General features: G+C 53.6%; 22 protein-coding genes. 8 read left to right on the forward strand and 14 right to left on the reverse strand.

What is annotated here, in order from left to right; all coding sequences use genetic code 11:
* Nucleotides 1-8: 8 nt before the first annotated feature.
* The gene (locus EYB48_RS12835; protein ID WP_162020754.1) at nt 9-896 is read right to left on the reverse strand and encodes a polyprenyl synthetase family protein; all 888 of its coding nucleotides are present in this window, start codon (nt 894-896) and stop codon (nt 9-11) included.
* Nucleotides 893-1,159 (reverse strand): exodeoxyribonuclease VII small subunit, encoded by a 267-nt coding sequence (locus EYB48_RS12840; RefSeq protein WP_162020755.1) that lies wholly within the window; start codon nt 1,157-1,159, stop codon nt 893-895. The genes EYB48_RS12835 and EYB48_RS12840 overlap by 4 nt, the downstream gene beginning before the upstream one ends.
* 403 nt (nt 1,160-1,562) lie before the next feature.
* On the opposite strand from EYB48_RS12840, the gene EYB48_RS12845 reads away from it, so the two are divergent.
* Nucleotides 1,563-3,806 carry a DUF1631 family protein gene (locus tag EYB48_RS12845; protein WP_162020756.1) on the forward strand — a complete coding sequence of 748 codons (2,244 nt, stop codon included), beginning with the start codon at nt 1,563-1,565 and terminating at the stop codon, nt 3,804-3,806.
* A gap of 98 nt (nt 3,807-3,904) precedes the next feature.
* Here EYB48_RS12845 and EYB48_RS12850 read toward each other — a convergent pair whose 3' ends face one another.
* Nucleotides 3,905-4,855, reverse strand: coding sequence for a lipase secretion chaperone (locus EYB48_RS12850; RefSeq protein WP_162020757.1), 951 nt, complete (start codon nt 4,853-4,855; stop codon nt 3,905-3,907).
* 28 nt (nt 4,856-4,883) lie between these two features.
* Nucleotides 4,884-5,816 carry an esterase/lipase family protein gene (locus EYB48_RS12855; RefSeq protein WP_328823391.1) on the reverse strand — a complete coding sequence of 311 codons (933 nt, stop codon included), beginning with the start codon at nt 5,814-5,816 and terminating at the stop codon, nt 4,884-4,886.
* Between the two features lie 686 nt (nt 5,817-6,502).
* On the opposite strand from EYB48_RS12855, the gene EYB48_RS12860 reads away from it, so the two are divergent.
* From EYB48_RS12860 to EYB48_RS12870, 3 genes are all read left to right on the forward strand, one after another.
* Nucleotides 6,503-7,603 carry an aromatic ring-hydroxylating oxygenase subunit alpha gene (locus EYB48_RS12860; RefSeq protein ID WP_162020758.1) on the forward strand — a complete coding sequence of 367 codons (1,101 nt, stop codon included), beginning with the start codon at nt 6,503-6,505 and terminating at the stop codon, nt 7,601-7,603.
* A 178-nt stretch (nt 7,604-7,781) separates the two neighbouring features.
* Entirely contained in the window at nt 7,782-8,690 is a 909-nt protein-coding gene (locus EYB48_RS12865; protein WP_162020759.1) for a DMT family transporter, read from the forward strand.
* A gap of 54 nt (nt 8,691-8,744) precedes the next feature.
* Nucleotides 8,745-9,599: a sulfurtransferase gene (locus EYB48_RS12870; protein ID WP_162020760.1), complete on the forward strand. Its 855-nt coding sequence runs from the start codon at nt 8,745-8,747 to the stop codon at nt 9,597-9,599.
* Between the two features lie 77 nt (nt 9,600-9,676).
* On the opposite strand, the gene EYB48_RS12875 is transcribed toward EYB48_RS12870, so the two are convergent.
* Both EYB48_RS12875 and EYB48_RS12880 read right to left on the reverse strand, forming a co-directional pair.
* The gene (locus EYB48_RS12875) at nt 9,677-10,402 is read right to left on the reverse strand and encodes a ZIP family metal transporter (protein WP_328823393.1); all 726 of its coding nucleotides are present in this window, start codon (nt 10,400-10,402) and stop codon (nt 9,677-9,679) included.
* Nucleotides 10,403-10,611: 209 nt separating this feature from the next.
* On the reverse strand, nt 10,612-11,532 hold the full coding sequence (locus tag EYB48_RS12880) for a dienelactone hydrolase family protein (RefSeq protein WP_162020761.1): 921 nt from the start codon (nt 11,530-11,532) through the stop codon (nt 10,612-10,614).
* 141 nt (nt 11,533-11,673) lie between these two features.
* Here EYB48_RS12880 and EYB48_RS12885 point away from each other — a divergent pair, with 141 nt between their 5' ends.
* Nucleotides 11,674-12,114 carry a hypothetical protein gene (locus tag EYB48_RS12885; protein ID WP_162020762.1) on the forward strand — a complete coding sequence of 147 codons (441 nt, stop codon included), beginning with the start codon at nt 11,674-11,676 and terminating at the stop codon, nt 12,112-12,114.
* A gap of 52 nt (nt 12,115-12,166) precedes the next feature.
* The gene (locus EYB48_RS12890; protein WP_162020763.1) at nt 12,167-12,397 is read left to right on the forward strand and encodes a hypothetical protein; all 231 of its coding nucleotides are present in this window, start codon (nt 12,167-12,169) and stop codon (nt 12,395-12,397) included.
* A gap of 31 nt (nt 12,398-12,428) precedes the next feature.
* Here the strand turns inward: EYB48_RS12890 and EYB48_RS12895 are convergent, their stop codons facing one another.
* The 8 genes from EYB48_RS12895 to rbsK all read right to left on the reverse strand — a co-directional run bounded on the left by EYB48_RS12895 (nt 12,429) and on the right by rbsK (nt 20,917).
* Entirely contained in the window at nt 12,429-12,992 is a 564-nt protein-coding gene (locus tag EYB48_RS12895; protein WP_162020764.1) for a cytidine deaminase, read from the reverse strand.
* Nucleotides 12,993-13,009: 17 nt separating this feature from the next.
* Nucleotides 13,010-13,852: an isopenicillin N synthase family oxygenase gene (locus EYB48_RS12900; protein WP_162020765.1), complete on the reverse strand. Its 843-nt coding sequence runs from the start codon at nt 13,850-13,852 to the stop codon at nt 13,010-13,012.
* Between the two features lie 13 nt (nt 13,853-13,865).
* Nucleotides 13,866-14,855: a nucleoside hydrolase gene (locus tag EYB48_RS12905; RefSeq protein ID WP_162020766.1), complete on the reverse strand. Its 990-nt coding sequence runs from the start codon at nt 14,853-14,855 to the stop codon at nt 13,866-13,868.
* A 227-nt stretch (nt 14,856-15,082) separates the two neighbouring features.
* Nucleotides 15,083-16,054, reverse strand: coding sequence for an ABC transporter permease (locus EYB48_RS12910; protein WP_162020767.1), 972 nt, complete (start codon nt 16,052-16,054; stop codon nt 15,083-15,085).
* Between the two features lie 6 nt (nt 16,055-16,060).
* Entirely contained in the window at nt 16,061-17,143 is a 1,083-nt protein-coding gene (locus EYB48_RS12915; RefSeq protein WP_162020768.1) for an ABC transporter permease, read from the reverse strand.
* A gap of 59 nt (nt 17,144-17,202) precedes the next feature.
* Nucleotides 17,203-18,732 (reverse strand): ABC transporter ATP-binding protein, encoded by a 1,530-nt coding sequence (locus EYB48_RS12920; RefSeq protein WP_162020769.1) that lies wholly within the window; start codon nt 18,730-18,732, stop codon nt 17,203-17,205.
* A 108-nt stretch (nt 18,733-18,840) separates the two neighbouring features.
* Complete coding sequence (locus EYB48_RS12925; protein WP_162020770.1) at nt 18,841-19,836, reverse strand: BMP family lipoprotein; 996 nt, start codon at nt 19,834-19,836, stop codon at nt 18,841-18,843.
* Between the two features lie 154 nt (nt 19,837-19,990).
* Nucleotides 19,991-20,917, reverse strand: coding sequence for a ribokinase (gene rbsK, locus EYB48_RS12930; protein ID WP_162020771.1), 927 nt, complete (start codon nt 20,915-20,917; stop codon nt 19,991-19,993).
* A 620-nt stretch (nt 20,918-21,537) separates the two neighbouring features.
* Here rbsK and EYB48_RS12935 point away from each other — a divergent pair.
* Complete coding sequence (locus EYB48_RS12935; RefSeq protein WP_162020772.1) at nt 21,538-22,647, forward strand: carbohydrate kinase; 1,110 nt, start codon at nt 21,538-21,540, stop codon at nt 22,645-22,647.
* Nucleotides 22,640-23,554, forward strand: a complete 915-nt coding sequence (locus EYB48_RS12940; RefSeq protein WP_162020773.1) for a pseudouridine-5'-phosphate glycosidase — start codon at nt 22,640-22,642, stop codon at nt 23,552-23,554. The genes EYB48_RS12935 and EYB48_RS12940 overlap by 8 nt, the downstream gene beginning before the upstream one ends.
* The last annotated feature ends 81 nt before the right edge of the window (nt 23,555-23,635 follow it).

Consider the following 23,635-nt stretch of genomic DNA (forward strand, 5'->3'; position numbering starts at 1 on the left):
GTCGCGGTTTATGCTTGTCTTTGTACGATCAGATCGGCCAGATCATGCAAGTATTGTGCCTTTTCACCAAAGGGCAACAGTGCCTCATGGGCATCCCGGCACAGTTGGCTGGCCAGTTGACGTGAGGCGTCCAGACCAAGCAGGCTGACATAAGTCGGCTTGTTATCTGCCGCGTCTTTTCCTGCAGTTTTACCCAGGGTGGCTGAGTCCGCAGTCGCATCCAGAATATCGTCCACTACCTGAAATGCGAGACCGATGGCGCCTGCATACGCATGCAGCGCTTCAGTTTCTGTCGCATCGGGTAATTTGCCACAGATCGCGCCCAGCATGACCGATGCGCGTAACAGGGCACCGGTCTTCAGTCTGTGCATTTGTTCGAGTTGTTCGCGGTTGAGTGCGAGGCCTACGCTGGCCAGATCGATGGCCTGACCACCGCACATGCCCAGCGAACCGGAAGCCTGTGCCAGCACTTTGACCATGGCCAGTTTGGCAGAGGGATCGCCTGGCCCTTCAGACAAGGTGATGAATGCCTGTGCCTGCAGCGCGTCACCGACCAGCAAGGCGGTCGCTTCGTTGTAACGGATGTGTACAGTCGGTTTGCCACGGCGCAGATCATCATCATCCATGCATGGCATATCATCGTGTACCAGCGAATAGACATGTATCATTTCTACCGCTGCCGCTGCACGTTTGAGCAATTCGGCTGGCGCATCAAACAGCTGACCCGCTGCGTACACCAGCAAAGGCCGCACCCGCTTGCCGCCATCCAACGCGGTATAGCGCATGGCTTCGTGCAATTCCTGTGGTGTGGTGCCCGTGTCAGGGATCAGTTCATCTAAAGCTTGCTCGCAAGTTTGCTGGGTAAGTTTCATCCAAGTCTGGAAATCCTGGCTCATGCAAGTTCCTCGTCGTGATCGACATTAAAAGGTTTGAGTACGCCCGCCTCCAGTACTTTGACCTGTTGTTCAACTTTCTCAAGCTGGCTGGCGCAGAACTGTATCAATTCTGAACCACGTTGATACGCAGTCACAGAGGCCTCCAGCGGCAGATTGCCGCTTTCCATCTGCTGAACCAGCTGACTCAGTTCCGCCATCGCCGCTTCAAAGCTGGCTGGCTGACTGGCAGCAGAGGTGTGAGAGTCTGGATTTTTCTTGGGCATAGGATGGTGAAGATGTTGAAAACGGCGTCGTGTGACACAAAATTTAATGAACCTTCTATTTTAGAGCAAAGCAGCTGTAGTCAGTATGAAAACCATGCAAATTCAAAGTGCATTTGCTTACAATTTGAAACTACAGTTTCAAATCGGAAATGCTAATGTTGGGGAAAACCGAATTACACTGAAAAAAGACGCAGAATTGCGTTTCAAACATTTCCATGTGGAAATTATGTGTATATAGTTCGGTGAGATACAGGCGTGGCGCAATATATTATCCATGAAATTTTATCAAAAATACATGGCTTTCACCTCTGATGTCCAAATTTTTTTTCTTATCCAGGTAACATCCCTCACTCAGGCTGGATAGGGCAAACAACACACTTACCTCAATTTTGCATCCCTAAACATGCCTACTCAGCATAAGCATACCGGTCAGTCAGTGGGCGTCAACGCGCCTGCCGGTGAGTTGCTGCGCGCCTTAATCCCAATTGCGACGCATTTGGTCGGGGCGCAAATTGAGGCAATGTCGGTGCGCTTATCGGCTGCTTTTCTGGCTATGTCTGAAACCAGCCAGGATTCGCGCGAAGCCAATCTGAGTTTTCATGCCGGACAGCTGCTGAAAAAAAATGCCTATGCTTTTTATTATCTGGTTGCAGCTGATATAGAGAAAGCCCTGCGTGCAGATATCGACCAGCTGTTGTCGCCACAGCGTGTGGCGCAACCAGAAAAGAAGCTCGTGATGGAGCCCGATCTGAGTCTGGTGTCTTACGAAGAAATGGATAAAAAACTGGCGCTGAGTCGCGCCAGTCGCAGCATAGAGCTTGATAACGCAGAGCAGTACACAGCGCTGAATATGCGCATCGCGCACCTGATGCAAAAAGAAGCCTTAAGCATAGCGCAAAACCCCTTCCGGCCAGAATTATTGCTGACCACACTGCATCAGGCCTGGTGTCAGTTTGATCCCGAAACAGGAACGCATGAACTGGTGCTGTCTTTACTGAGCCCCGATATCCTGTTTGATCTGGAACCGATACTGGCAGAGCTAAATCAGGCACTGGTCGCGAAAGGTGTGTTACCTGACTTGCAGGAATCGTACCGCATTCGCCGCCAGCTTCAGAAAAAGCTGGAAGAGCAAAATGAGCTGGGTGCAGCCACCGCCACCGAAGAAAAATTACGCCAGTACTTTGCACAAGGTGGCGCGCAGCATAGTGCCCAGACCGACAGGACACACCATGGACTGACGGGCAGTGGCCCTGCTGGCTCTGGTGTCTCAGGAAGCTCTTTGCAGCAGTTATCTGACTTTCAGAAAAGTCTGCAATTCCGTCAACTGATGTCGGAGGCCAAAGACGTACTGCGTTTGTCGCAGATGCGTGAACAGGCACCGGAAATGTTTGCAACCGGCGTGGAAAAACAGACGCTGGATTTGCTGTCTCAGGTGTTCGACAATGTTTTCCGTAATCAGGCCATCCCGGCACAGGTGAAAGAACTGATCTCTGTGCTGCAGATCCCGGTGCTGAAAGCGGCGATGATCGATAAAGAGTTTTTCTTTAACGAGCACCATCCGGCACGGCGCCTGATTGACCTGCTGTCGCGCTACAGTCCTGCGGTCAATTCTCAGCAGGCACAGCAAGATCCCCTGTTCCAGACTATGCAGCGCAATGTGCAGCGCGTCAGTGATGAATTCGATCAGGAAGTAGCGCTGTTCGAAGAAGTTGTGAATGATCTGGAAGCATTCATTGCGAAAGAAGAGCAGGCCAGTGTGCAGGCCCTGCAGGCACCGATACAAACTGCGCTGCGCAAAGAGAAAATCAAGCAGGCCAGCATGACTGCGACCCAAACCGTGGCGGTACGCGTTGGTACTGGCGAAGTGGTGGCTTTTGTGGAAACCTTCCTGGAAAACCGCTGGATTAAGGTCCTGACCTTGGCTTACAGCGTGAAAGAAGAAAAACCCCAGGCTGTGGAAGATGCGATCCGTACCATGGATGATCTGATCTGGAGCGTCAAACCCAAGATCACACTGCAAGACAGACAAGAGCTGCTCAACCGCTTGCCAGCGATATTGGCGCGCCTGAATAAATGGCTGAGTCTGATTAAATGGGATGATGCTGACCGCGTACGCTTTTTCGCGGAGCTGGCGGAATGCCATGCTTCCATCGTACGTGCGCCGCTGGAATTGTCACCCGATAAGCAGCTGGAAATTGCGGTCGAAGCGGCACAGCATGCAGCTGAGCGCAGACTGGAAATACGCGCCGAGGCGGAGAAGAAAGCACAGCAACAGGCCGAGCAGGAAGCCGCAGCGGATGATGATCCGGCCATACAGTTGGTCGAAGGTCTGGAGCGCGGTGTCTGGCTGGAGTTGCAGAAGCCAGATGGTGAGCCGGTTAAGGTCAGACTGGCCTGGGTCAGCCCTATGCGCAGCTTGTTTATTTTTACATCCAGTCAGAAAGAGCAGAGTTTTTCCATACCAGTCAAACAACTGCAACAGGCTTTCCGCGAACAGAAAGCCCGCTTACTGGAACTCGATAAAGTGGTAGACCGCGCCTTGATAGAAGCCCTGGGCAGCTTGCACCCTGACGATGTGACGCCTTCAGCAGAGCCAGGTGCCCCGATAACTGATACTGATGCCCGCGTATCAGTCACCCCTGACTGAACTGGTTTCTTTAGTACTAATCCACTCAAAACCGCATCAGCAGACTAGCTGAAATGCTGCTTCAGATATTGCTCTGAGCAGCCTGCGGCGCGTGCTGCTCACTGCTCTTCATACGCTGGCAGCCGCATTTGTTCCTGTGTACTGAAATAACGATTCCTCAACGCGGATATTGACTGCGATAACTGCACCTCATTCAGTCCCATATTGAGCAAACTGCGGCGCTCATTCAGGTAACGTTGTATCCGCGATGTCCAGTCTGCTTCTTCTCTATCTACTTGTGCCAGCCGGTTTGCTGCATCCGGACTGATGGCGGCGGCGCGCATGCGATATACGTCATCTTCACTGGCACCCTGGTTGCGCATGGCGTTTGCCTGTTCTTCCAGCCGTATCACTTGTAGTGGTGCGTTTTTCGCTTCTTTCAGATCTGCTGGTAAGTTCTCATCCAACGTGCGCAAACGCGTCTGCTTTTCAGCTTCCGTCAGTGCGCGGTTGTTCGCTATCTCCAGCCGCGCAATTGCATCCAGATCATACGCATCATCAAAGCCAAACATGGCCTGACTTTCTTTGGCGCTGAAATACTGTAGCCGCAGATTTTGCATCGCCTGCCAGCGTGTACGCATAGCGGTCGCCATCATGGTGGCAGACTGAACTTGCTGTCCCAGCTGTTTTTCACTGTCGAATAAGGCTGTTTTATATTGCAGATAGCGTGCCAGCAACGCCTTGGCTTGTGCCGCAGCATGTGGACGCAAGCGCTGGTCCAGCACTTTTTCGATTTCCTTGCGGATTTCAGCCAGCGATTTTTCTCCGGTGGCGGCCAGATAGTAATCAAACATTAAACGCAATTCGGCATTGACCACCAGCTCGCCTTGCGCTTCTTCGAGCTTGCCATCGGTCTGCGTGCCCTCCATGGAGCGTACAAAAGACAAGTGCGTATCTGGCGCTGTTAGCTGAGCCCTGTCCTGCTGCTCAGTGAGTTTAGTGTTCCAGAAAGTGAAAAAAGCGGCGCTGCCTAACGCCGCTAAACCCAGAGTCCAGGTAAGTGTTTTCATGCTGCCGGCTCCGTCAGAGTGGTTTAGGCTAGAGACCGCTGTTTTTCAGGCGGTTTGCATGTTGACGGTAAATCGTGACTGGATTGGTTTCGAAAATATTCACCAGCCCGATCGCCTGATTGACTTCATCCAAATGGTTCATGGCATAGTCGTCACGGATCACTTTACCCAGATGCGTAGAGCAACTGGCGACCAGACCATCGTTCTTGGCGCCGGCGAACGCGAGTGATGTCAGTGCCAGTGCCGGATCTGAAATGTCGAACAGATTTGTCATGATTTTCGCACCACTCCAGGAATAATAGGCAACCCCGTTCGCAGAGTAAGCACCTTCACCGCAAGCGCTGGTCGGCACCCCGGCAGGGTGGCGGCTATTGAATTGCAGTGAACCGGCAGTGCTCAGTGATTTGGCCGCAGCCAGCGCATCTTGTGGGATGCCGGGTTTGCCAGAAATGAAGCTGATCAGTGTTCCCAGCCCATTTGCCACGGAAACCAGCACGGCATTGGGCAGGCTGCCATCCGGCGCGACGCCTAGCAGGATGTCGGCCACTTTAGAGCCGCGATTGACACCGCCGACCGAGGTGACAGAGGCGACCAGATCAGGACGTACTGAAGCCACATAACGTATGGTTGGGCCACCATGGCTGTGTCCGATCAGATTGACTTTGCTGGCACCGGTAACGGCCAGGATTTGCTTAACCTGGGTCAGCAATTGTTCGCCACGGACTTCGGTGCTGTTAGCCGCAGCCACCTGCGTGATATAAACTTTGGCGCCGTCTGCTTTCAAGGCAGATGGAATGCCGTACCAGTAATCAACGGGACCGATCTTGTCAAATCCGAACAGGCCGTGCACCAGCACGATAGGAAATTTTGTCTCCGTGTAACCTGCTGCCCATGTCTGTAGCGGTAATACAGACAATGCGAGAAAGAAAGCGAGCATTTTCTTCATCATTGTGTTGTTCATGTTGACTCTTTCAAAGGTTGTAGGGCTGAGCCAAAACCTGTACGGTGTAGCAACTTGTTTTGCCTCACTGTGAGGGCTTCAATGGGTAGCTTTACCGGATAAATTTTGTGCCAGTCCTGAGTTGATTCAAAAGCAGACTCCAATGAAACCAGGCATCGTTGGTCGGTTTGCCTCTGTGGGCATTCAGACTGACTGCAGGGGGACCAACGTGTTTGCAGACTAAGTTTGCAACACGCAAGCGACAAGCTGCGATGCAGCATAAACAAGCTTCAAATTGGCATCGTGTGCAGCGTTTCGCATCGGCCTGCTTGACAACGGAACTGCATGTCGCTCAGTGAATGTGCCAACATTTGTCTATGATCATGCCGACTGAATGGGGCGGGCGGGTGGCTCTTTATTTTTCTGCCGGGAATGATTTAGATGTTTTTACCTAAAACGTCAGCGATGTTGTTTATCAAGCAGAGCAGTACAGAGTTAGATATGCTAAGAAGTTGATTTTGCTCAGGAAATTTCAGCAGCCCGGGGCAAAGTTACAAGATTCAGGTATAATCTCGGGTTCTGTCCAAAATTTCCTCTTCAAGTCGTTTGATCGTTTGAATTTCCGCTCTGGCAGCAAACCAGTCGGAAACAGGTTTTTGTGGATTCTTTCTCTCTTAGGTTGGTGCAAATTAATTTGGGGGGTGGGGATGTCCGATCTGGCTTCTTTGTCTACATTAGCGCGTTCTGACGCGCAACTTCCGGTACACGTCTATTTTGATGAGACGCTTTTGCAGCGTGAAATCAAGGATTTGTTCCAGGCAGGTCCTCGCTACGTGGGCCACGAACTGATGGTTCCTAACGTAGGTGACTTTGCTACTTTACAGTCTGAAAATGAAGGCCGCATGCTGGTGCGTAATGCACAGGGCATAGAGCTGATGTCGAATGTCTGCCGTCACCGTCAGGCATTGATGTTCAATGGGCGCGGCAATACGAATAATATCGTCTGTCCTTTACATCGCTGGACCTATGATCTCAAGGGTGAGCTGATCGGTGCGCCGCACTTTTCAGACACGCCTTGTATGAATCTGAAACGCACGCCTTTACAGAACTGGAATGGTTTGCTGTTCGAGCAAAATGGTTACAACGTGATGGAGCGCATGGCGCAACTGAGTGTGACCAAGGATCTCGATTTCAGCGGCTATATGCTGGATCACGTGGAAGTGCATGAATGTGATTACAACTGGAAAACCTTTATCGAGGTCTATCTGGAAGATTATCACGTCGAGCCTTTCCATCCCGGCCTGGGCAGTTTCGTCTCTTGCGATGATTTGCGGTGGGAGTTCGGTGAAGATTACAGCGTACAAACCGTAGGCGTGAACAGTGGTTTGCTCAAATCCGGCTCACCGGTGTATCGCCAGTGGCAAGAGCAATTGCTGAAGTTCCGCAATGGTGAAGCACCGAAATACGGGGCGATCTGGCTCACGCTGTATCCGAATATCATGGTCGAATGGTATCCGCATGTGCTGGTGGTTTCCACGCTGTGGCCAACCGCGACCGGTAAAACCCGCAATGTGGTGGAGTTTTACTATCCTGAGGAAATCGTCTTGTTCGAACGCGATTTCATCGCAGCAGAACGCGCCGCGTATATGGAGACCTGCATAGAAGACGATGAAATCGGCATGCGCATGGATGCTGGCCGTAAGATCCTGCTGGAACGCGGAGAAAATGAAGTTGGACCCTATCAGTCACCGATGGAAGATGGCATGCAGCATTTCCATGAATGGTATCGTCGTAATATGACATTCTGATTCCGCATTGTGTTGTCGTATGCGATCAAACATTGAAGAGGCGCTGGCATTTGCTATGCGCCTCTTTTTTCATCCTGACGCAAACGTTTGTGGCGACTGCCTGTCGCGATAATGTTGCCTGAATTTGTTTTATGCCTCGGTGAAGCACAGCTTGCCTGAGGCGAGCGGAGAAATAGAAATGCAATCTTTATGGATGCTGGTCGCCAGTCTGTTGTTTTCACTGATGGGCGTCTGCGTCAAACTCGCTTCTGATCACTATGCAACCGCAGAAATCGTGTCTTACCGCGGCCTGATCGGCAGCCTGCTGTTGTTGGCCTTGATACGGGTTCAGCGCGGCACTTTGCGTACGACCATGCCGGGCAGTCATTTATGGCGTGGTCTGGTCGGTGTGGCAGCGCTGTGGATGTGGTTTTACGCGATAGGCCGCTTGCCGCTGGCGATGGCGGTTACGCTGAACTATATGTCCGCCGTCTGGATCGCTGCCTTTTTGTTCTTGCGTGCCTGGCGCTTGCGTGAACAGCAGCTGGACTGGCGTCTGGTGGCGGCGATACTGCTGGGTTTTGGCGGTGTCATTTTGCTGCTCAGACCAACGATACATGCCGATCAGTGGCTGGGTGGCGTGATTGCGCTGGTGTCCGGCATGCTGGCAGCTCTGGCCTATCTGCAAGTCAGGCAAATGGGCGTGGCTGGTGAGCCGGAATACCGCGTGGTGTTTTATTTTTCGCTGACCTGTGCAGTCGCCGGTTTTCTGGGCGTTAGCCTGAGCGCGTTAGCTGGCGGTACAGGCTGGCATGCACATACGGGTCAGGGTGCTTTGCTGCTGCTGGCAATCGGCATTACGGCGGCACTGGCACAAATGGCGATGACGCGCGCCTACCGGCTTGGTAATACTTTACTGACTGCGAATCTGCAGTATCTGGGCATCGTCTTTTCCAGTATCTGGGATGTACTGATCTGGCATGACAGCCTGTCCTGGCTCAGCTGGGCCGGTATCGTCGTGATACTGTGCAGCGGTTGTCTGGCCAGTTTTTACAATGCGCGCAATAGTCCTGCTAAAGTAGCGCCTGATCCGATTGCGACTGAGTAGGCCAGCAGGCCGCTCGTCTGCATCATGTCTTGATTCTTCATCTAAGGGGAAACGATGTACACCAGCTTAATCCGTGCCGGCCAACTGGCCGCTTTGATTGACTCTGCAGCACAGGGACATACCGTGATTCTGGATTGCCGCCATGACTTGACTGATACCGATGCCGGCACCCGCGCATTTGCAGCCGGACATTTGCCCGGTGCGCAGTTTGTGCATCTTGATCAGGTGTTATCTGCTGCTAAAACCGGTGCTGATAGCGTATTCCGTGGCCGTCATCCTTTACCCGATGCAGAAGACTTTGCCGCCAGCCTGCGTCAGCTGGGCGTCAATGCGGATACTCAAGTGGTGGCGGTAGATGCCCATGGCGGCATGTTTGCGGCACGTTTGTGGTGGATGCTGCGCTGGATAGGCCATGCTGCAGTCGCTGTGCTGGATGGTGGTATACCGGCCTGGCAGGCAGCGGGTTATGCACTCAGCACTGAGCAAGTAAGCCGTGCGGCGGGCAATATCCAGGTACAGTCCAGTCTGGTCACCCAGGTCAGCGTGGCGCAGGTGCTAGCCAATCTGGAGAGTGCAGAACGCATCGTGATCGACGCGCGTGCGCCGGATCGCTTCCGCGGTGAAAATGAAACCATGGACCCGGTAGGCGGCCATATTCCGGGCGCGAAAAACCGCTTCTTCAAAGATAATCTGCAAGCCGACGGCAGCTTCAAACCCGCCGCACAATTAAGCCAGGAATGGGCGCAACTGATCAGTGATCCGGCCCGCGCCATCATGCAATGCGGTTCAGGCGTGACTGCCTGCCATAATCTGCTGGCACTGGAAGTCGCTGGCCTGCGTGGTGCGGCTTTGTATCCGGGCTCCTGGAGCGAATGGTGCGCCGATCCTGCGCGTCCGGTTGAACGTTAATACTGCATGTAGTCTGTGTACGAAAAAAAAGCACTGTTGAGACACAGTGCTTTTTTATGGAGAGCTGCATCGCTCCTTTAATGATGCCTCGTCACCAGCAAGACCAGCACGATGCCCAGCGTGACCAGCAAGACCTGTGGCACGGTTTCTTTGAATGTGGCGCGGCGCTGCATTTGCGGCATCAGGTCGCTGACGGCGATATAAATAAATCCCGAAGAAGCCAGTACCAGTACATAGGGCAGCAAGTCGGCCGCCTGCTCCAGTAAAAAAAAACCCGATACACCACCGACCACGCCCATCATGCTGGTCATCAGATTGTACAGATAGGCGCGGGTGCGGCTGAAACCGGCATTCAGCAAAACGATAAAGTCACCGATTTCCTGCGGAATTTCATGCGCGATAATCGCGAATGCTGTCACGATACCGAGTTCAGGATTAGCCAGAAAAGCCGCCGCGATCAGGATGCCGTCGGTGAAGTTATGCATGCCATTGCCGACCAAAATCATCCAGCCGGATTTGCCTGCTTCATGCGCATCATGCCCATGTTCGTGATGGTGACCATCGCCTTCATGATGATGCGAGTGGCGCAAAATGGCCGCCTTCTCCAGCAGGAAAAACGCCAGCAAACCGGCCAGCAGACAGGCGAACAGCGTGCGTGGATCAGCCTTGGATTCGAAGGCTTCCGGCAGCGCATGCAGCAAAGAGGTGGACAGCATAATACCGACCGACAGGCTGACCAGTTTTTCCACCATTTTCGACAACAGGGAGAACGAGAAAATCGCAGCGGCAGATATGCTCAGCACCCCTGCTAAGGCTGTGGTGAAGAGGATGGATAACAGGGTGGAGTGAATTTTGAACCTCGGGGGAATTTGCAACCAGGTTGCAAATTAAAGCACAGACTGGCGAATTAAGCAAATCCAAGGCTGATGCAGACTGGCCGGAGCCGGCCTGCATCAGCCTCTTGGTGTGCAGGCAGCTGCACGCAGCGGCTCACAGAATGCGGCAATCCGGTTCAGCCCGCGCCGTTCGCCTTTAACCAGGCCACGCAAGCTTTCCAGCCATCTTTGGCATCCGCTTCCACATAGCTGGGACGGTAATCGGCATGGAAGGCATGGCCGGAATTTTCATACACTTTGAATATGGAATGGCTGCTGCCTTTGGCTAGCGCTGCTTCCATTTTGGCGATAGAGTCCAGGCTGATGCCGGTATCTTTAGCGCCATACAAACCCAGCACCGGTACCTTGAGCGCGGCTGCAATATCCACCGGATGCTGTGGCGACAGCGCGTTCGCTTCACCCACCAGACGGCCATACCAGGCTACCCCGGCTTTGATAGCAGGGTTATGTGCTGCATACATCCAGGTGATGCGGCCACCCCAGCAAAAACCGGTGATGCCGACCCGCTTCAGATCGCCACCATGTTTATCAGCCCAGGCCAGCACCGCATCCAGATCGCGCATCACCTGCGCATCGGGAACTTTGGCAATTACTTCTTTGATCAGCTCTGCCACGCTCGCATATTTGCTCGCATCACCCTGACGCACGAACAGGTCTGGTGCCAGCGCCAGATAGCCGAGTTGGGCAAAACGGCGCGCCACATCCGCGATATGTTCATGTACACCAAAGATTTCTGACACCACCAAAATCACAGGCAGATTTTGTTTGCCCTCAGGCCGCACGCTATACACAGGCACTGCCTGGCCATCGACTTCTATCTGCAGTCTTTGCTCACTCAGACCAGTAGTTGGTGTGCGCAGCATGGTTTGGGCGCAGACCGGTAAGGCCGCTGCTGCAAAGCCCACGCCCAGCGCGCTTTGCAAAAACTGGCGTCGATTGCTTTCCTGCTGGCTGCTCGTTTTTTTCTGCGTGCCAGTGCTGTCTACGCTGGCGCCGGTCAGGCTGTTAAATTCTGCTCTGTCATTCTGATTATGCATGCGGGTCTCCTGAATAAGGGCTGAAATAGAGGCGTGCTTACAGCGATACCGCGCGCTGCGATTAAGGCCGCGCAGTATCAGGCTGCATATTAGCGGTTTTCACATTGGCTGGCAGTGCAGTCAGCAAGTAGGTTCAATAAAATGAGCAAATTGCAAATTTTTACGTGCGGGCGTATATTGGCGAGACGCTCGCCCGGCACTGCCGCCCTCAATCCTGCACCCGTATTGATCATGCATACCAACCAGACTAAACCGCCACTGACAGACAGCGACATCGATCACCTGCTGGGCAAAGTAGCTCGCCAAAGCAGACGCAAACAGATACTGACTCATAGTTTGCAGACGGCTGGAACATGGAGCAACTTATTCAACATATTGTGTGTGCCCTTATTGGGCGTAGGGATAAGCTTACTGCCCGAGTTCTCAAAGCCTTCAGGCATGAATATGCTGATATTGGTAATAGGAAGTGTAGCGGCAGCGACTTTCTTTGCCCTCATCGGAGTGCAACGCAAATTGGATATCGCTATCGAGTTATTGCGGCTGCATGACGCCGAACTTGCTGAGGAAAAGGCTGACGATTGAGCTCTTGGCGATCTGGAATTAATTTGAAAAAAATTGGAGAAAGGACTAGACCATGCCACTCGAACTAAGACGCTCTTTTCAGATCACGACTGGGGTACTCGGCCTGGGACTGAGTATGTTGTGCTATTGGCTGATACGCGCTGGCGCAGAACATATGCAGGGCGGCGCTGCGATGGCACTCAGCATTATGTTCATCGCAGCCGTCCCGGGCTTTCAGCGCTTGCTAGTCTTGTTTTTGCCTTTGCTCCTGGTGAAGCTGTTTCCTAGTCTGGATCAACTCTGAACGCTAAGCTTTAGACACTATACCGCCCAGCTTAATCCGGTTGCAGATAGAACGCGTCCGGTAATTGCGCACCGGCGGTGGTGGTTTTGATGTCGCCTTTGAGATTGGTCAGGATGATTTCCAGCTCAGGACCGCCGAGTTCCAGCAGCACCTGGCGGCAGGCGCCGCAAGGGGCGATCGGGGCTTCGGTATTGCCGGTGACGGCGATTTTTGCGAATTCACGTGGGCGGTAGCCCGCCGCGATGGCTGAAAACAAAGCGGTGCGTTCGGCGCAATTGCACAGGCCGTAGGACGCATTTTCTACATTACAGCCCTGAAAAACTTTGCCATCTTTGGTCAGCAAGGCAGCGCCCACCAAAAAGCGCGAATACGGCGCATAGGCTTTTTCTCTGGCCTGATTGGCCAGGGCGATTAATTCCTGGTCTTGCATATCGAAGTTCTCCGTACCAGTCTTTGACTCGTCTGTCAGTGTTTCGTGTTGAGGAAAAAAAAGGCATGCCTCGCATGCCTTCAGAATTCTTTGCTGCTTATTTACTGCAAACAGAAGTCCGCACAGAATATGGCTGTCAGCCCGAAAAGCTGCCAGCAGCCGCATTCTGCCTGGGTCTCTGCTTATTTTTTCACGCCCAGTTCACGCAAACGTTCCTGCAGATAGCTGCCGGACGTGTGACGTTCAGACAGCACAACGTCAGGACGCGGATGCAGGAACAGTGGCAGCGAAATACGGGATTTCTTCGCTTCTTCGCCAGTCGGATTCAGCACGCGGTGGATGGTCGATGGGTAATAGCCTTGTGAGGCTTCATCGAGCATGTCACCGATGTTGACGATCAGCATACCGAAGTCGCATGGCACATCATGCCAGGCGTCGTCCTTGCCCAGCACCTGCAGGCCAGCCTGCGTCGCTGCCGGCAAAACCGTCAGCAGGTTGATGTCACCATGGGCCGCAGCACGGACTGCATCCGGTTCTTCATCGCCATTCAGCGGTGGATAGTGCAATACGCGCAGCAGGGTCATGTCACTGTCGGTGATCATGTCCGACAAAGGCATGGAGTACTTGGCTTTGATGTCTGCCGGGGTATGGTCTTCCACCCATTGCAGCAATTCTGTCGCCAGCTGATTGCCTTGTTCGTAGTATTCGCGTGCCGCGTTCGATACTTCCGACGGCACCCGGCCCCAAGGGTACACATGGTAGAACTCTTTCAGATCGCGTTTGGCAAAGCCTTTGGCGGTCTCGGAGACTTTAGGCGAAAAATAGCCATCCATTTTTTCAGTATCGTAGTTGTACTTGTGCTTCGCATCAGTCTGGAAGAACTCGTACCATTCCTGATAAATGGTGTTGAGCAGGGGTTGCGATAAAGGATGATTGGTCAATACGCCAAAGCCGGTCTGGTGCAGGCTTTCGGTGAATTTTTTCGCGGCATCCGGATCACGGTAATCGACAGGTTGTATCAGCATTTTCCGCTCCCGATTATGCCAGCGCTGGTTGCAGCCAGTCGCCGGACAGGGTCTGGTCGATCAGCTTAGCGCAGGCCTCGGCATCCACTTTCATGCAGACGCGGGTTTCCGGTTTGCTGACTTCCCAGCCTGCTTGCGGGTAAGGGATAGCGAGTTTCGCCATCATGGTCTGACCATTGCCTATGCCTTCTTTGGCAACGCGCACACGACCGCTCTGGGTTTCAAAGATTTCCGGTGCCACCAGCCAGACAAAGGCCAGTACGTCATGACCGTAGCAAGCGTGACCGAGGTCAGGGCGTATGCTTTGGTAGAAGTTTGCGTAGAAATTCACAGCGTGCGACAGGGTATCCATCGCTACGTGTTTATGTTGTTCTGCCAGACGTGCAAAGAAGCTCGATGGCAAGACCACACGGTGGGTAACGTCCAGACCAACCATGGTCAGGTCCCAGCCTGCGGTGAAGACCAGATCGGCTGCGTCCGGATCATTCCAGACATTGGCTTCGGCGACCGGCGAGACATTGCCCGGTTCATCAACTGCACCCGCCATCAGTACGACTTTTTTCAGCAGCTTAGGCAGTTGTGGTTCCATTTTCAGTGCCAGACCCAGATTACCCAGCGGACCGACTGCGACCAGCGTGATTTCGCCCGGATGCTGACGCGCCATCTTGACGATGAATTCTGCTGCGCTTTCTACTTCAGCCTGACCACCGACTTCGATACGGGATGGCAGATTGCCGAGGCCGTCTGCGCCGTGGATGAAGTCTGGCGGCGTACCGGCCGCTTTTGCGAATGGCACATTGACGCCTTGCGCAACCGGGATAGCGCGGCCTGCAATACGGGTCAGGTACAGGGCATTGATGGTCGCCTGTTCGACATAGACATTACCAAAGGTAGTGGTGATACCGACTACATCGATATCAGGATGGGCCAGCGCGAAATACAGCGCCATTGCGTCATCTACACCAGGATCTGTATCGAATATGACTTTATGTTTTGCTTGCATGAAAATACTCCAGGAAATAGCTTCAGCTGGCCATTGGACAGAACCCAGTTTGAAGCGATTTGTTGTGTTTGACCTGGTTCAAGGAGGCCGAATTAAAGAGCTACAAGAGAATTGCAAAAGAGCTAAAAAAGAGCAAAAAAGAGCTCAATGTTCGATTTAAATGAATAAATCACCGGCAGCCAGTACGGGGCAACCCCATGCTGTTTGCCGGCAGGTTTTATAGTCTTTTATCTTGACTTTACAAACGGCACGCCTATCGCCTTAGGCGCGACGGATTTCGCCATCAGGCCTGCAAGAACGACGACGGTTACTACATAAGGAATCATCTGTATCAATGATCCCGGCACTTTTCCTAAGCCAGGGAAGACCACGCCTTCAATCTGGACTTGCAGAGCAGTGAAAAAACCAAACATCAGGCAGCCCAGCGCCGTTTGCAGCGGACGCCAGTTACCGAATACCAGCGCGGTCAACGCCAGATAACCATTACCGGCTGACATATCGCGCAGGAAAAAACCACTTTGTACGATGGACAGATAAGCGCCCGAGAATGAGCACAGCAAACCGGCACACAGCATCGCCATAAAGCGGGTGCGTTCGACATTGACACCTGCTGCATCTGCTGCATGCGGATTTTCACCCACCGCGCGCAGGCGCAGGCCAAAGCGGGTGTGGTACAGCACCCAGTGCACCAGCGGTATCAGTGCAAATGCCAGATACACCAGTGCACTGTGACCACCTATCAGGCGGGTGTATACCCAGCCCAGCAACGGTATTGAAGCCAGCGCTTCCGAACCTGGCAGCACGATGTCAAACAGGCGCGCTGCACCCAGATCCGGGGTACGGCCACCTTGCATGAAGAAGAACTGGGCAACGACGAAAGTCAGACCACTAAGAGTGATATTAATTGCGATCCCGGCCACCAGCTGATTGCCTTTTTGGGTGATGCTGACAAAGCCTTGCAACAGCGCGATAGCGACCGATACGCCGACTCCGGCCAGGATGCCCAGCCATGGATTTTGCGTCACATAGGCGACTGCGGCTGAGACAAAGGCCGATGCCAGCATCTTGCCTTCCAGCGCCAGATCAACCACGCCGCTGCGCTCTGCAAACAGACCCGCCATGGCAGCGAAAATCAGGACCGGGGCATTACGTATGGTAGAAACCAGAATGCTGGAAAATTGAAAATCATCAAACATCATTTTTCCTCAGGATGGCTTACGTTTGAGCAGGGCAGTTAAAGCCGGTGCATACAGGTTTTCCATGGCGCCACAGAACAGGATAATCAGGCCCTGGATAAAGATAAAGGTTTCAGGTGGAATATTCGGTTTTTCCAGCGACAGATCGAAGCCACCCTGAATCAGCGCGCCAAACAGGATAGCGGATAACAGGATGCCAAGCGGATGCTGACGTCCCATGAGGGCAATCGCAATACCGATAAAACCGGCACCGGCCGGGAAGTTCAGATTCAGATAGTGGGTGGAACCCATCACCGAGTTGACCGCGCCCAGACCTGCCAGCGCACCGGAAATCATCATAGTGACGATGATGGTTTTGCTGATAGAAATACCGGCATAGTGGGCCGCATGCTGATTCAGGCCGGTGGCGCGCAACTGATAGCCCCAGGTGGTGCGCCACACCGCCAGACCGTAAATGACCAGTGCCAGCAGCGCCAGAATAAAGCTGATGTTGAGTGGTGTTTCGCCCAGTATCGGTAAAATGCCATTGAGTTTAGGCAGCCAGGCGCTTTCAGCAAACACGCGGCTGGCGGTGTTTTGTTCGCCGGCCGGGATCAGGAAGCTCACGATCACATAGTTCATCAGGCTGGCAGCGATAAAGTTAAACATGATGGTCGTGACCACCACGTGGCTGCCGCGTTTGGCTTGCAGATAGCCAGGCAGAAAGGCCCAGGCCGCGCCGAATACCGCGCTGCCCAGCATGGCCAGCGGGATCAGCGCCCAGCCCGGCAGACTCGCATCGAGTGCCAGCACCACCAGTGTCAGCCCCAGACCGCCGATATACATCTGGCCTTCGCTGCCGATATTAAACAAGCCAGCCTGCATCGCAATCGACACCGATAAACCGGTGAAGATAAAGGTCGCTGCATAAAACAAGGTGTAGCCCAGACCTTCAGGGTTAAATACAGCCGCGTTGAGCAGGATGCCCAGTGATTCCAGCGGACTTTCACCCAGCAGATAAATCACGCCTGCTGCGACCAGCAAGGCTGACAGCAGATTCAACAGGGGCAGGGCAAAGGCAGTGGCCCAGCGAGGCAGATCGGTTTGGTTCATACGTATCGTCTTAAAGAATTACTCTGGTGACGCTTGACTGTCCGGGTAGGACAGCCGCATCAGTGTTTGTGTAAGCCACCCATTAACAGGCCGATGCGGGTAGCATCAAATTCTTCTACTTTCAGTTCGCCGGTAATGCAACCGCCTGACATCACCAGGATGCGGTCAGCCAGCGCGCGTACTTCTTCCAGCTCTACCGAGACCAGCAAAATCGCAACCCCGGCATCGCGCATCGCGAGCAGGCGTGCATGCAGGCTTTCTATGGTGCCGATATCGACGCCACGGGTAGGCTGACCGACTAAGATCAGTTGCGGATTGGCCGCCATTTCGCGCGCCATCACGACTTTTTGCTGATTACCGCCGGACAGCAATGCGATACGCAAATGCGGATCGGACGGACGCACATCAAACTGTGCCAGCAAATTCTGGCAATTTTTCAGAATCGATTTGTAATCCAGCCAGCCTAAGCTTTTGCCCAGTTTTTTCTGGTAACCGAGGAAGCTGTTCATCATGACCGAGAAGTTTTTGACTACCGCGTCACGCAGCCGGTCTTCCGGTACATGGGCGATACCGAGTTCACGGAAGGTAGCTGGCAAGCCATCGGCATCCTTGCGTCCGGCATACGGCAAAGCCTTGCCCTGCATGCTGATGTCGCCCGCCGTAGGCAGACGCATACCGCTCAGAATTTCGAGTAATTCGCTCTGACCATTGCCGGAAACACCGGCGATGGCGACGATTTCACCGGCGCGGATTTGGAAATTGATGTCTTTCAGCAGACTGACTTGCTGGGCATTGATCAGGTTGAGGCCTTTCACATCGAGCACCGTCGCGCCCGGCGCATACGGCGCGCGCGGCAATTGGGTCTCGATAGGGCGGCCGACCATCAGTTCTGCCAGTTGTTCTTTATTGGTTGCTGCTGTTTGTACCGCACCCACCACCGTACCGGCACGCATCACGGTGACTTCGTCCGTGATATCCAGGATTTCCTGCAGCTTGTGGGTAATCAGGATGATGGTTTTGCCTTGTTCTTTGAACAGGCGTAATACTTCGAACAGGGAAGCGGTTTCCTGTACCGTCAGCACCGCGGTCGGTTCATCCAGAATCAGGATGTTCGCGCTGCGGTAAATCTGCTTCAGGATTTCCACCCTTTGCTGCACGCCGACCGATAAATCCTCAATCTTGTCGAGCGGATCAACGTCGAGTGAATAGCGCTGGCAGATGTCACGCAATTGCTGCTCAACCTGTTTGCGGTTTTTTTGCAGACGGAAGCCACCTTCGCCGCCCAGCATTACATTGTCGAGCACGGTCATGTTATCGACCAGCATAAAGTGCTGATGCACCATGCCGATGCCGAGACCGATTGCCTCATGGCTGTTACGGATATCCTGTTGCTGACCGTTGATCAGCAATTTGCCGCCATCGGCACGGTAGTAACCGTACAGGATACTCATGAGTGTGGACTTACCTGCGCCATTTTCGCCGATGATGCCGTGGATCGATCCTTGCGCAATGGAGAAGCTCACATCGCGATTGGCTTGTACTGCGCCAAAGCGTTTGGAGATGTGTTGAAATTCGACAGCTGGCTGCATACGTTCAGGATGTTAGGTTCGGCGGAACGGGTGAAAAGGATCAGGACTATGGAACTGAGTAATGAATCAGGGCGCATTTTACTGCGCCCCGCTGAATTACTGTATGGGTCAGACCGGGCACTTATTGGCATCGCGGAAGTCGACCACTTTCACTTTGCCATTGATGATGTCTTGTTTAGCGGCGTTGATGCGTTTTTCCATCTCGGCGCTGACGACACTGCGGTTATCTTTATCGAGCGCCCAGTCCACGCCGCCTTCTTTCAGGCCTTTGTAGACGGTGCCGCCTTTCCAGTCACCATTCTTCATTTGCATGAAGCTGTCATAAATCGCCTGGTCAACGCGTTTGACCATGGACGTCAGCATACTGCCCGGATGCATGTAGTTTTGATTGGAATCCACACCGATGCCGAGCTTACCTTTTTCTTTGACTGCTTGCAGCGTACCCATGCCACTGCCGCCAGCTGCGGCAAAGATCACGTCCACACCGCGTTCAAACTGCGCACGCGCCAGTTCGCCGCCTTTGGCCGGATCATTCCAGGCCGCAGTGGTGGTGCCCACCATGTTTTGCAGAATTTCGATTTTACCGTCAGTTGCTTTGGCACCCTGCGCATAGCCGCAAGAGAAATTGCGGATCAGCGGGATGTCCATACCACCGATAAAGCCGACTTTTTTCGATTTGCTGGCCAGTGCTGCTGCCACGCCAACCAGATACGAGCCTTCCTGTTCCTTGAACAGTACCGAACTCACGTTGTCACCTTTGGCGATGCCGTCGATCAGAACGAATTTAGTGGCCGGGAATTCTTTGGCGATATTCTGTACCGCCTGCGCCTGCGCAAAGCCGATTGCTGCGATCAGGTCGACTTTTTTGCGCGCCAGATTGCGTAATACCTGTTCAGTCTGGGTGTCACTCGCGACCTGCACTTCCATGAAACCGATCTTGGTCTCTTTTTTGAAGCGTTCTGCGCCTTCGGAAGCAGATTGATTGAAGGACTTATCAAATTTGCCGCCTGCATCGTAAATCACCGCAAACTTAGGGTCTGCAGCATGGGCGCTGGCTGCAGTCAACAGAGCAGCCAGAGTCAGGCAGAAAGGTTTGAGTTTCATGAGAGCTTCCTTATTCAGATGTCGTAGTGTGAGGGATGCAGACGCTTAACGATAGTCAGATCTTCACCAGCCTAACATGGCGAACACCTCTGGCTCACCATGGAATAAAAATTTTATCAAATCCCGCGCTGTATTCGGGGATGTAATCTGTCACTTATGCTTTACGGGCTGCCATGAAGGCCAATACTTCTGCCCTTTGTGGTATGGAAGTCTGCGCACCCAGTTTGGTCACGGTCAGTGCCGCAGTATATTGCGCTTCCTGGCTGGCTTCCAGCAGCGATAAGCCATTGGCGATGCCGACGGCAAACGCGCCAACGAAGGTATCACCTGCCGCCGTTGTATCGACCACATCCACCCGGATCGCCGGAATGAACTGGCTCTGACCTGCTTGCGTGATCAACGCGCCGTGGCCGCCCATGGTCAGTAAGACCTGGCCGACACCCATGGCCAGTAATTTTTCAGAGGCTGCCTGAGCACTGGCATTGTCAGTGACGGCGATGCCACTCAGTTGACCGGCTTCAGTTTCATTCAGGATCAGGTAATCCACCTGAGCCAGCAGTGCCGGGCTCAGATCCTGTGCCGGAGCCGGATTGAGGATGACCTTGACACCGGCGGCACGCGCGGTAGCGATCGCCCGGGTGACGGTGTCCAATGGTGTTTCTAACTGACACAGCAGGATTTGCGCAGCGCGGATATCCGCTGCTGCCGCATCTATATGGGCCGGGGTCAGTGAGGCATTGGCACCAGCAGCCAGCACGATGCTGTTGCTGCCATTGTCTTCCACCAAAATACCGGCTACGCCTGTAGCGACGCCGGGAATGCGGCTCAGATGAGTCAGGCTGATGCCGTCAGCGGACAGAGATTGCTGAGAAAAATCGCCGAAGCCATCATCGCCGACTGCGCCGATAAAGCGTACATCTGCTCCCTGACGGGCTGCAGCAACTGCCTGATTCGCGCCTTTGCCGCCGGGTATCTGACGGAATTCGTGTCCATGCAAAGTCTCGCCCACCGCAGGCATACGCGGTGTGCGGAAGACCAGATCCATATTAACGCTGCCGACAACGCATATCTGTGGCTTCATGATGCTGTTTTTCTCAAATAAATAGGGTTGCGCAATCGTTTGCGCAAACGATTTCGTATTTAACTATGGGCGAAACGCCTAGTCAAGCGGATTCGCGTTTTCTGGTGATTTTTTGTGCAATTTCCAGAGCCTGCTGCGCCAGGTTTTTTCCGTGCTGAAGCAGGCTGAAATCATGTGTCAGGATGCACTTTTTCCGGACTGCACTCCCTGAAGGCCAGAATTGAGCAGAAAAGCTGCGCTGAATAGATGCTCTAGTCTGGATTTTCTGGCGGCGAGCGAGATTGTGGATGGCTTGTCACGCTATGTCAAATAGGTCTTAAAAACAGGTCTTAAAAACAGGTCTGAAAACACGTATTCAGTTTTTCTCAATTTGCTGGTGTCCTGGTCATGATCCAGGGGCTTGGGCCGGCAGGGCTTCCGTTCTGTTGGTTGACTTGATTTAAACATTTGTTTAGAGTTGCAAACAATTGTTTGATCATTCAAGTATTCGAGTATTCGATTATTTGCTTGTCTAATCATTTTCCTGGATACGCACATCCTTGAATGCAAGATCCTTGCATTCGATAGCCAGCGTAGCCCTGGCAACTTGCCTCCCCTAGAAAGAAACTGTGATCCCTGAAATGAACAGCTTGTCCAGAAAAGAGCATTTGCTGCGGCTGATACAGGCCCATCCTGCAGTCACTCAGCAAGAGCTGGCCGATCAGTTGCAATTGTCACGTTCGGCCGTGGCCGGTTATGTGGCGGCACTGATACGCGAAGGCAAGATACTGGGCCGTGCCTATGTCTTACCGGATAGCCGGCCAGTCGTGTGCATAGGCGGTGCCAATCTGGATCGTAAGTTGCGTACCCTGAGCGATTTGCAAATGGGTACCTCGAATCCGGTCAGCCAATATGAAAGCTTTGGCGGTGTGGCGCGTAATGTGGCCGAAAACCTCGCACGTTGTGGTCAACGCGTGCAGTTAATGAGCATAGTCGGTGATGATACTGCCGGTCAGGCCATACTCAGCTATAGCGCTGAGCAGGGCATAGATACCAGCGCTTGCCAGACCCTGGCTGGCGTCAGCAGCGGCAGTTACACAGCTGTGCTCGATCCGCAAGGCGAGATGGTGCTGGCACTGGCGCAGATGGATGTGTGCGAACGGCTGGACCCGCATTTTCTGCGCTCGCGCCAGCGTCAGCGCAGCGCAGCTGCCATGATAATTGCTGACTTGAATTTGCCAGCCGACAGTCTGAGCTTATTACTGCAGGAAGCGCAGCAGCAACAGCAGCAAATTCCGCTGGTGCTGATCGCGGTCTCACAACCGAAAATGCAGCGCCTGCCTGCGCAATTGCAGGGCTTAAGTTTGCTCATACTGAATCATGGTGAACTGGAACAGCGCGCCGGACAGGCTTTGCCGGATCAGGCCGCGATACAGCAAGCTGTTGCTACACTGCGTGCACAAGGCGTGCAGGATGTGATTGTCACCATGGGCAGCGCAGGTGTCTTGTGCACCCGGCCTGATACCGATTTGCTGACGGCGATACCTGCGCCACAGTGTGAGGTGGTGGATGTGACCGGTGCTGGCGATGCCTTCAGCGCTGGCGTTTGCTACTCCTTATTGCAGCAAGCTACACAATTAGAACTCGCTTGCCAGCGCGGACAGCAAATGGCGGCACTGACTTTGCAGAGTAGCCGGACCGTGTCTGAGCGCCTGCACCCTAACATTTTTCAAGAGGAAAGCTATGCATAATTACCTGGTATTTTCAGCAGAAGTTCAGGCCGCACGCGAGGCTGGCAAGCCAGTGGTCGCGCTGGAGTCGACCATTATTTCTCACGGTATGCCTTATCCGCAAAATGTGCAGACCGCCAAAGAAGTGGAACAAATCATTCGTGATCATGGCGCAGTGCCAGCCACGATAGCGATCATGAATGGCAAAATCCATATTGGCCTGTCCGATGCGGAACTGGAATTGCTGGGCCAGTCGCGTGATGCGATTAAGGTCAGCCGCCGTGACCTGCCTTATGTGCTGTCTACCGGCAAACTGGGCGCGACCACGGTGGCCGCAACTATGATCTGTGCCGAACTCGCAGGTATCAAGGTATTCGTCACTGGCGGCATAGGCGGTGTACATCGCGGCGCCGAAACCAGTTTTGATATTTCTGCTGATTTGCAGGAGCTGGCGCAGACGTCGGTAGCTGTAGTGTGCGCGGGTGCGAAATCTATCCTCGATCTGGGACTTACATTGGAATATCTGGAAACCCATGGGGTGCCTGTCGTCAGTGTCGGCCAGGAAGCCTTCCCGGCCTTCTTTACGCGTGACAGTGGCTTCCGTGCTGACTTCCGTTTAGATACGGCGCAACAGCAGGCAGCCTTCCTGAACACCAAATGGGCACTGGGCTTACAAGGTGGTGTCGTGATCGCCAATCCGGTGCCGGAAGCGGATGCCATGCCTGCAGCCGAGATCGAGGCGATTACGCGTCAGGCTTTGGATGAGGCGCAGCAGCAGGGTATAGGCGGTAAAGCAGTCACGCCTTTCCTGTTAGCACGCATCAAGGAACTGACTGCTGGCCGCAGTCTGGTCACCAATATCGCGCTGGTGAAAAACAATGCGGTATGTGGAGCACAGCTTGCGCTGGCATTGAACCAGACCGCATAAACCGGGAGCTGTGGCTGGGTGCTGTGCTACATGCCGGACCTGGCCGCAGCTTTTTTCATACAAGTGCCGACATCGAACGCT

The sequence above is a fragment of the Cognatundibacterium crateris genome (genome assembly GCF_010078235.1).
GTDB classification, from domain to species: domain Bacteria; phylum Pseudomonadota; class Gammaproteobacteria; order Burkholderiales; family Burkholderiaceae_D; genus Undibacterium; species Undibacterium crateris.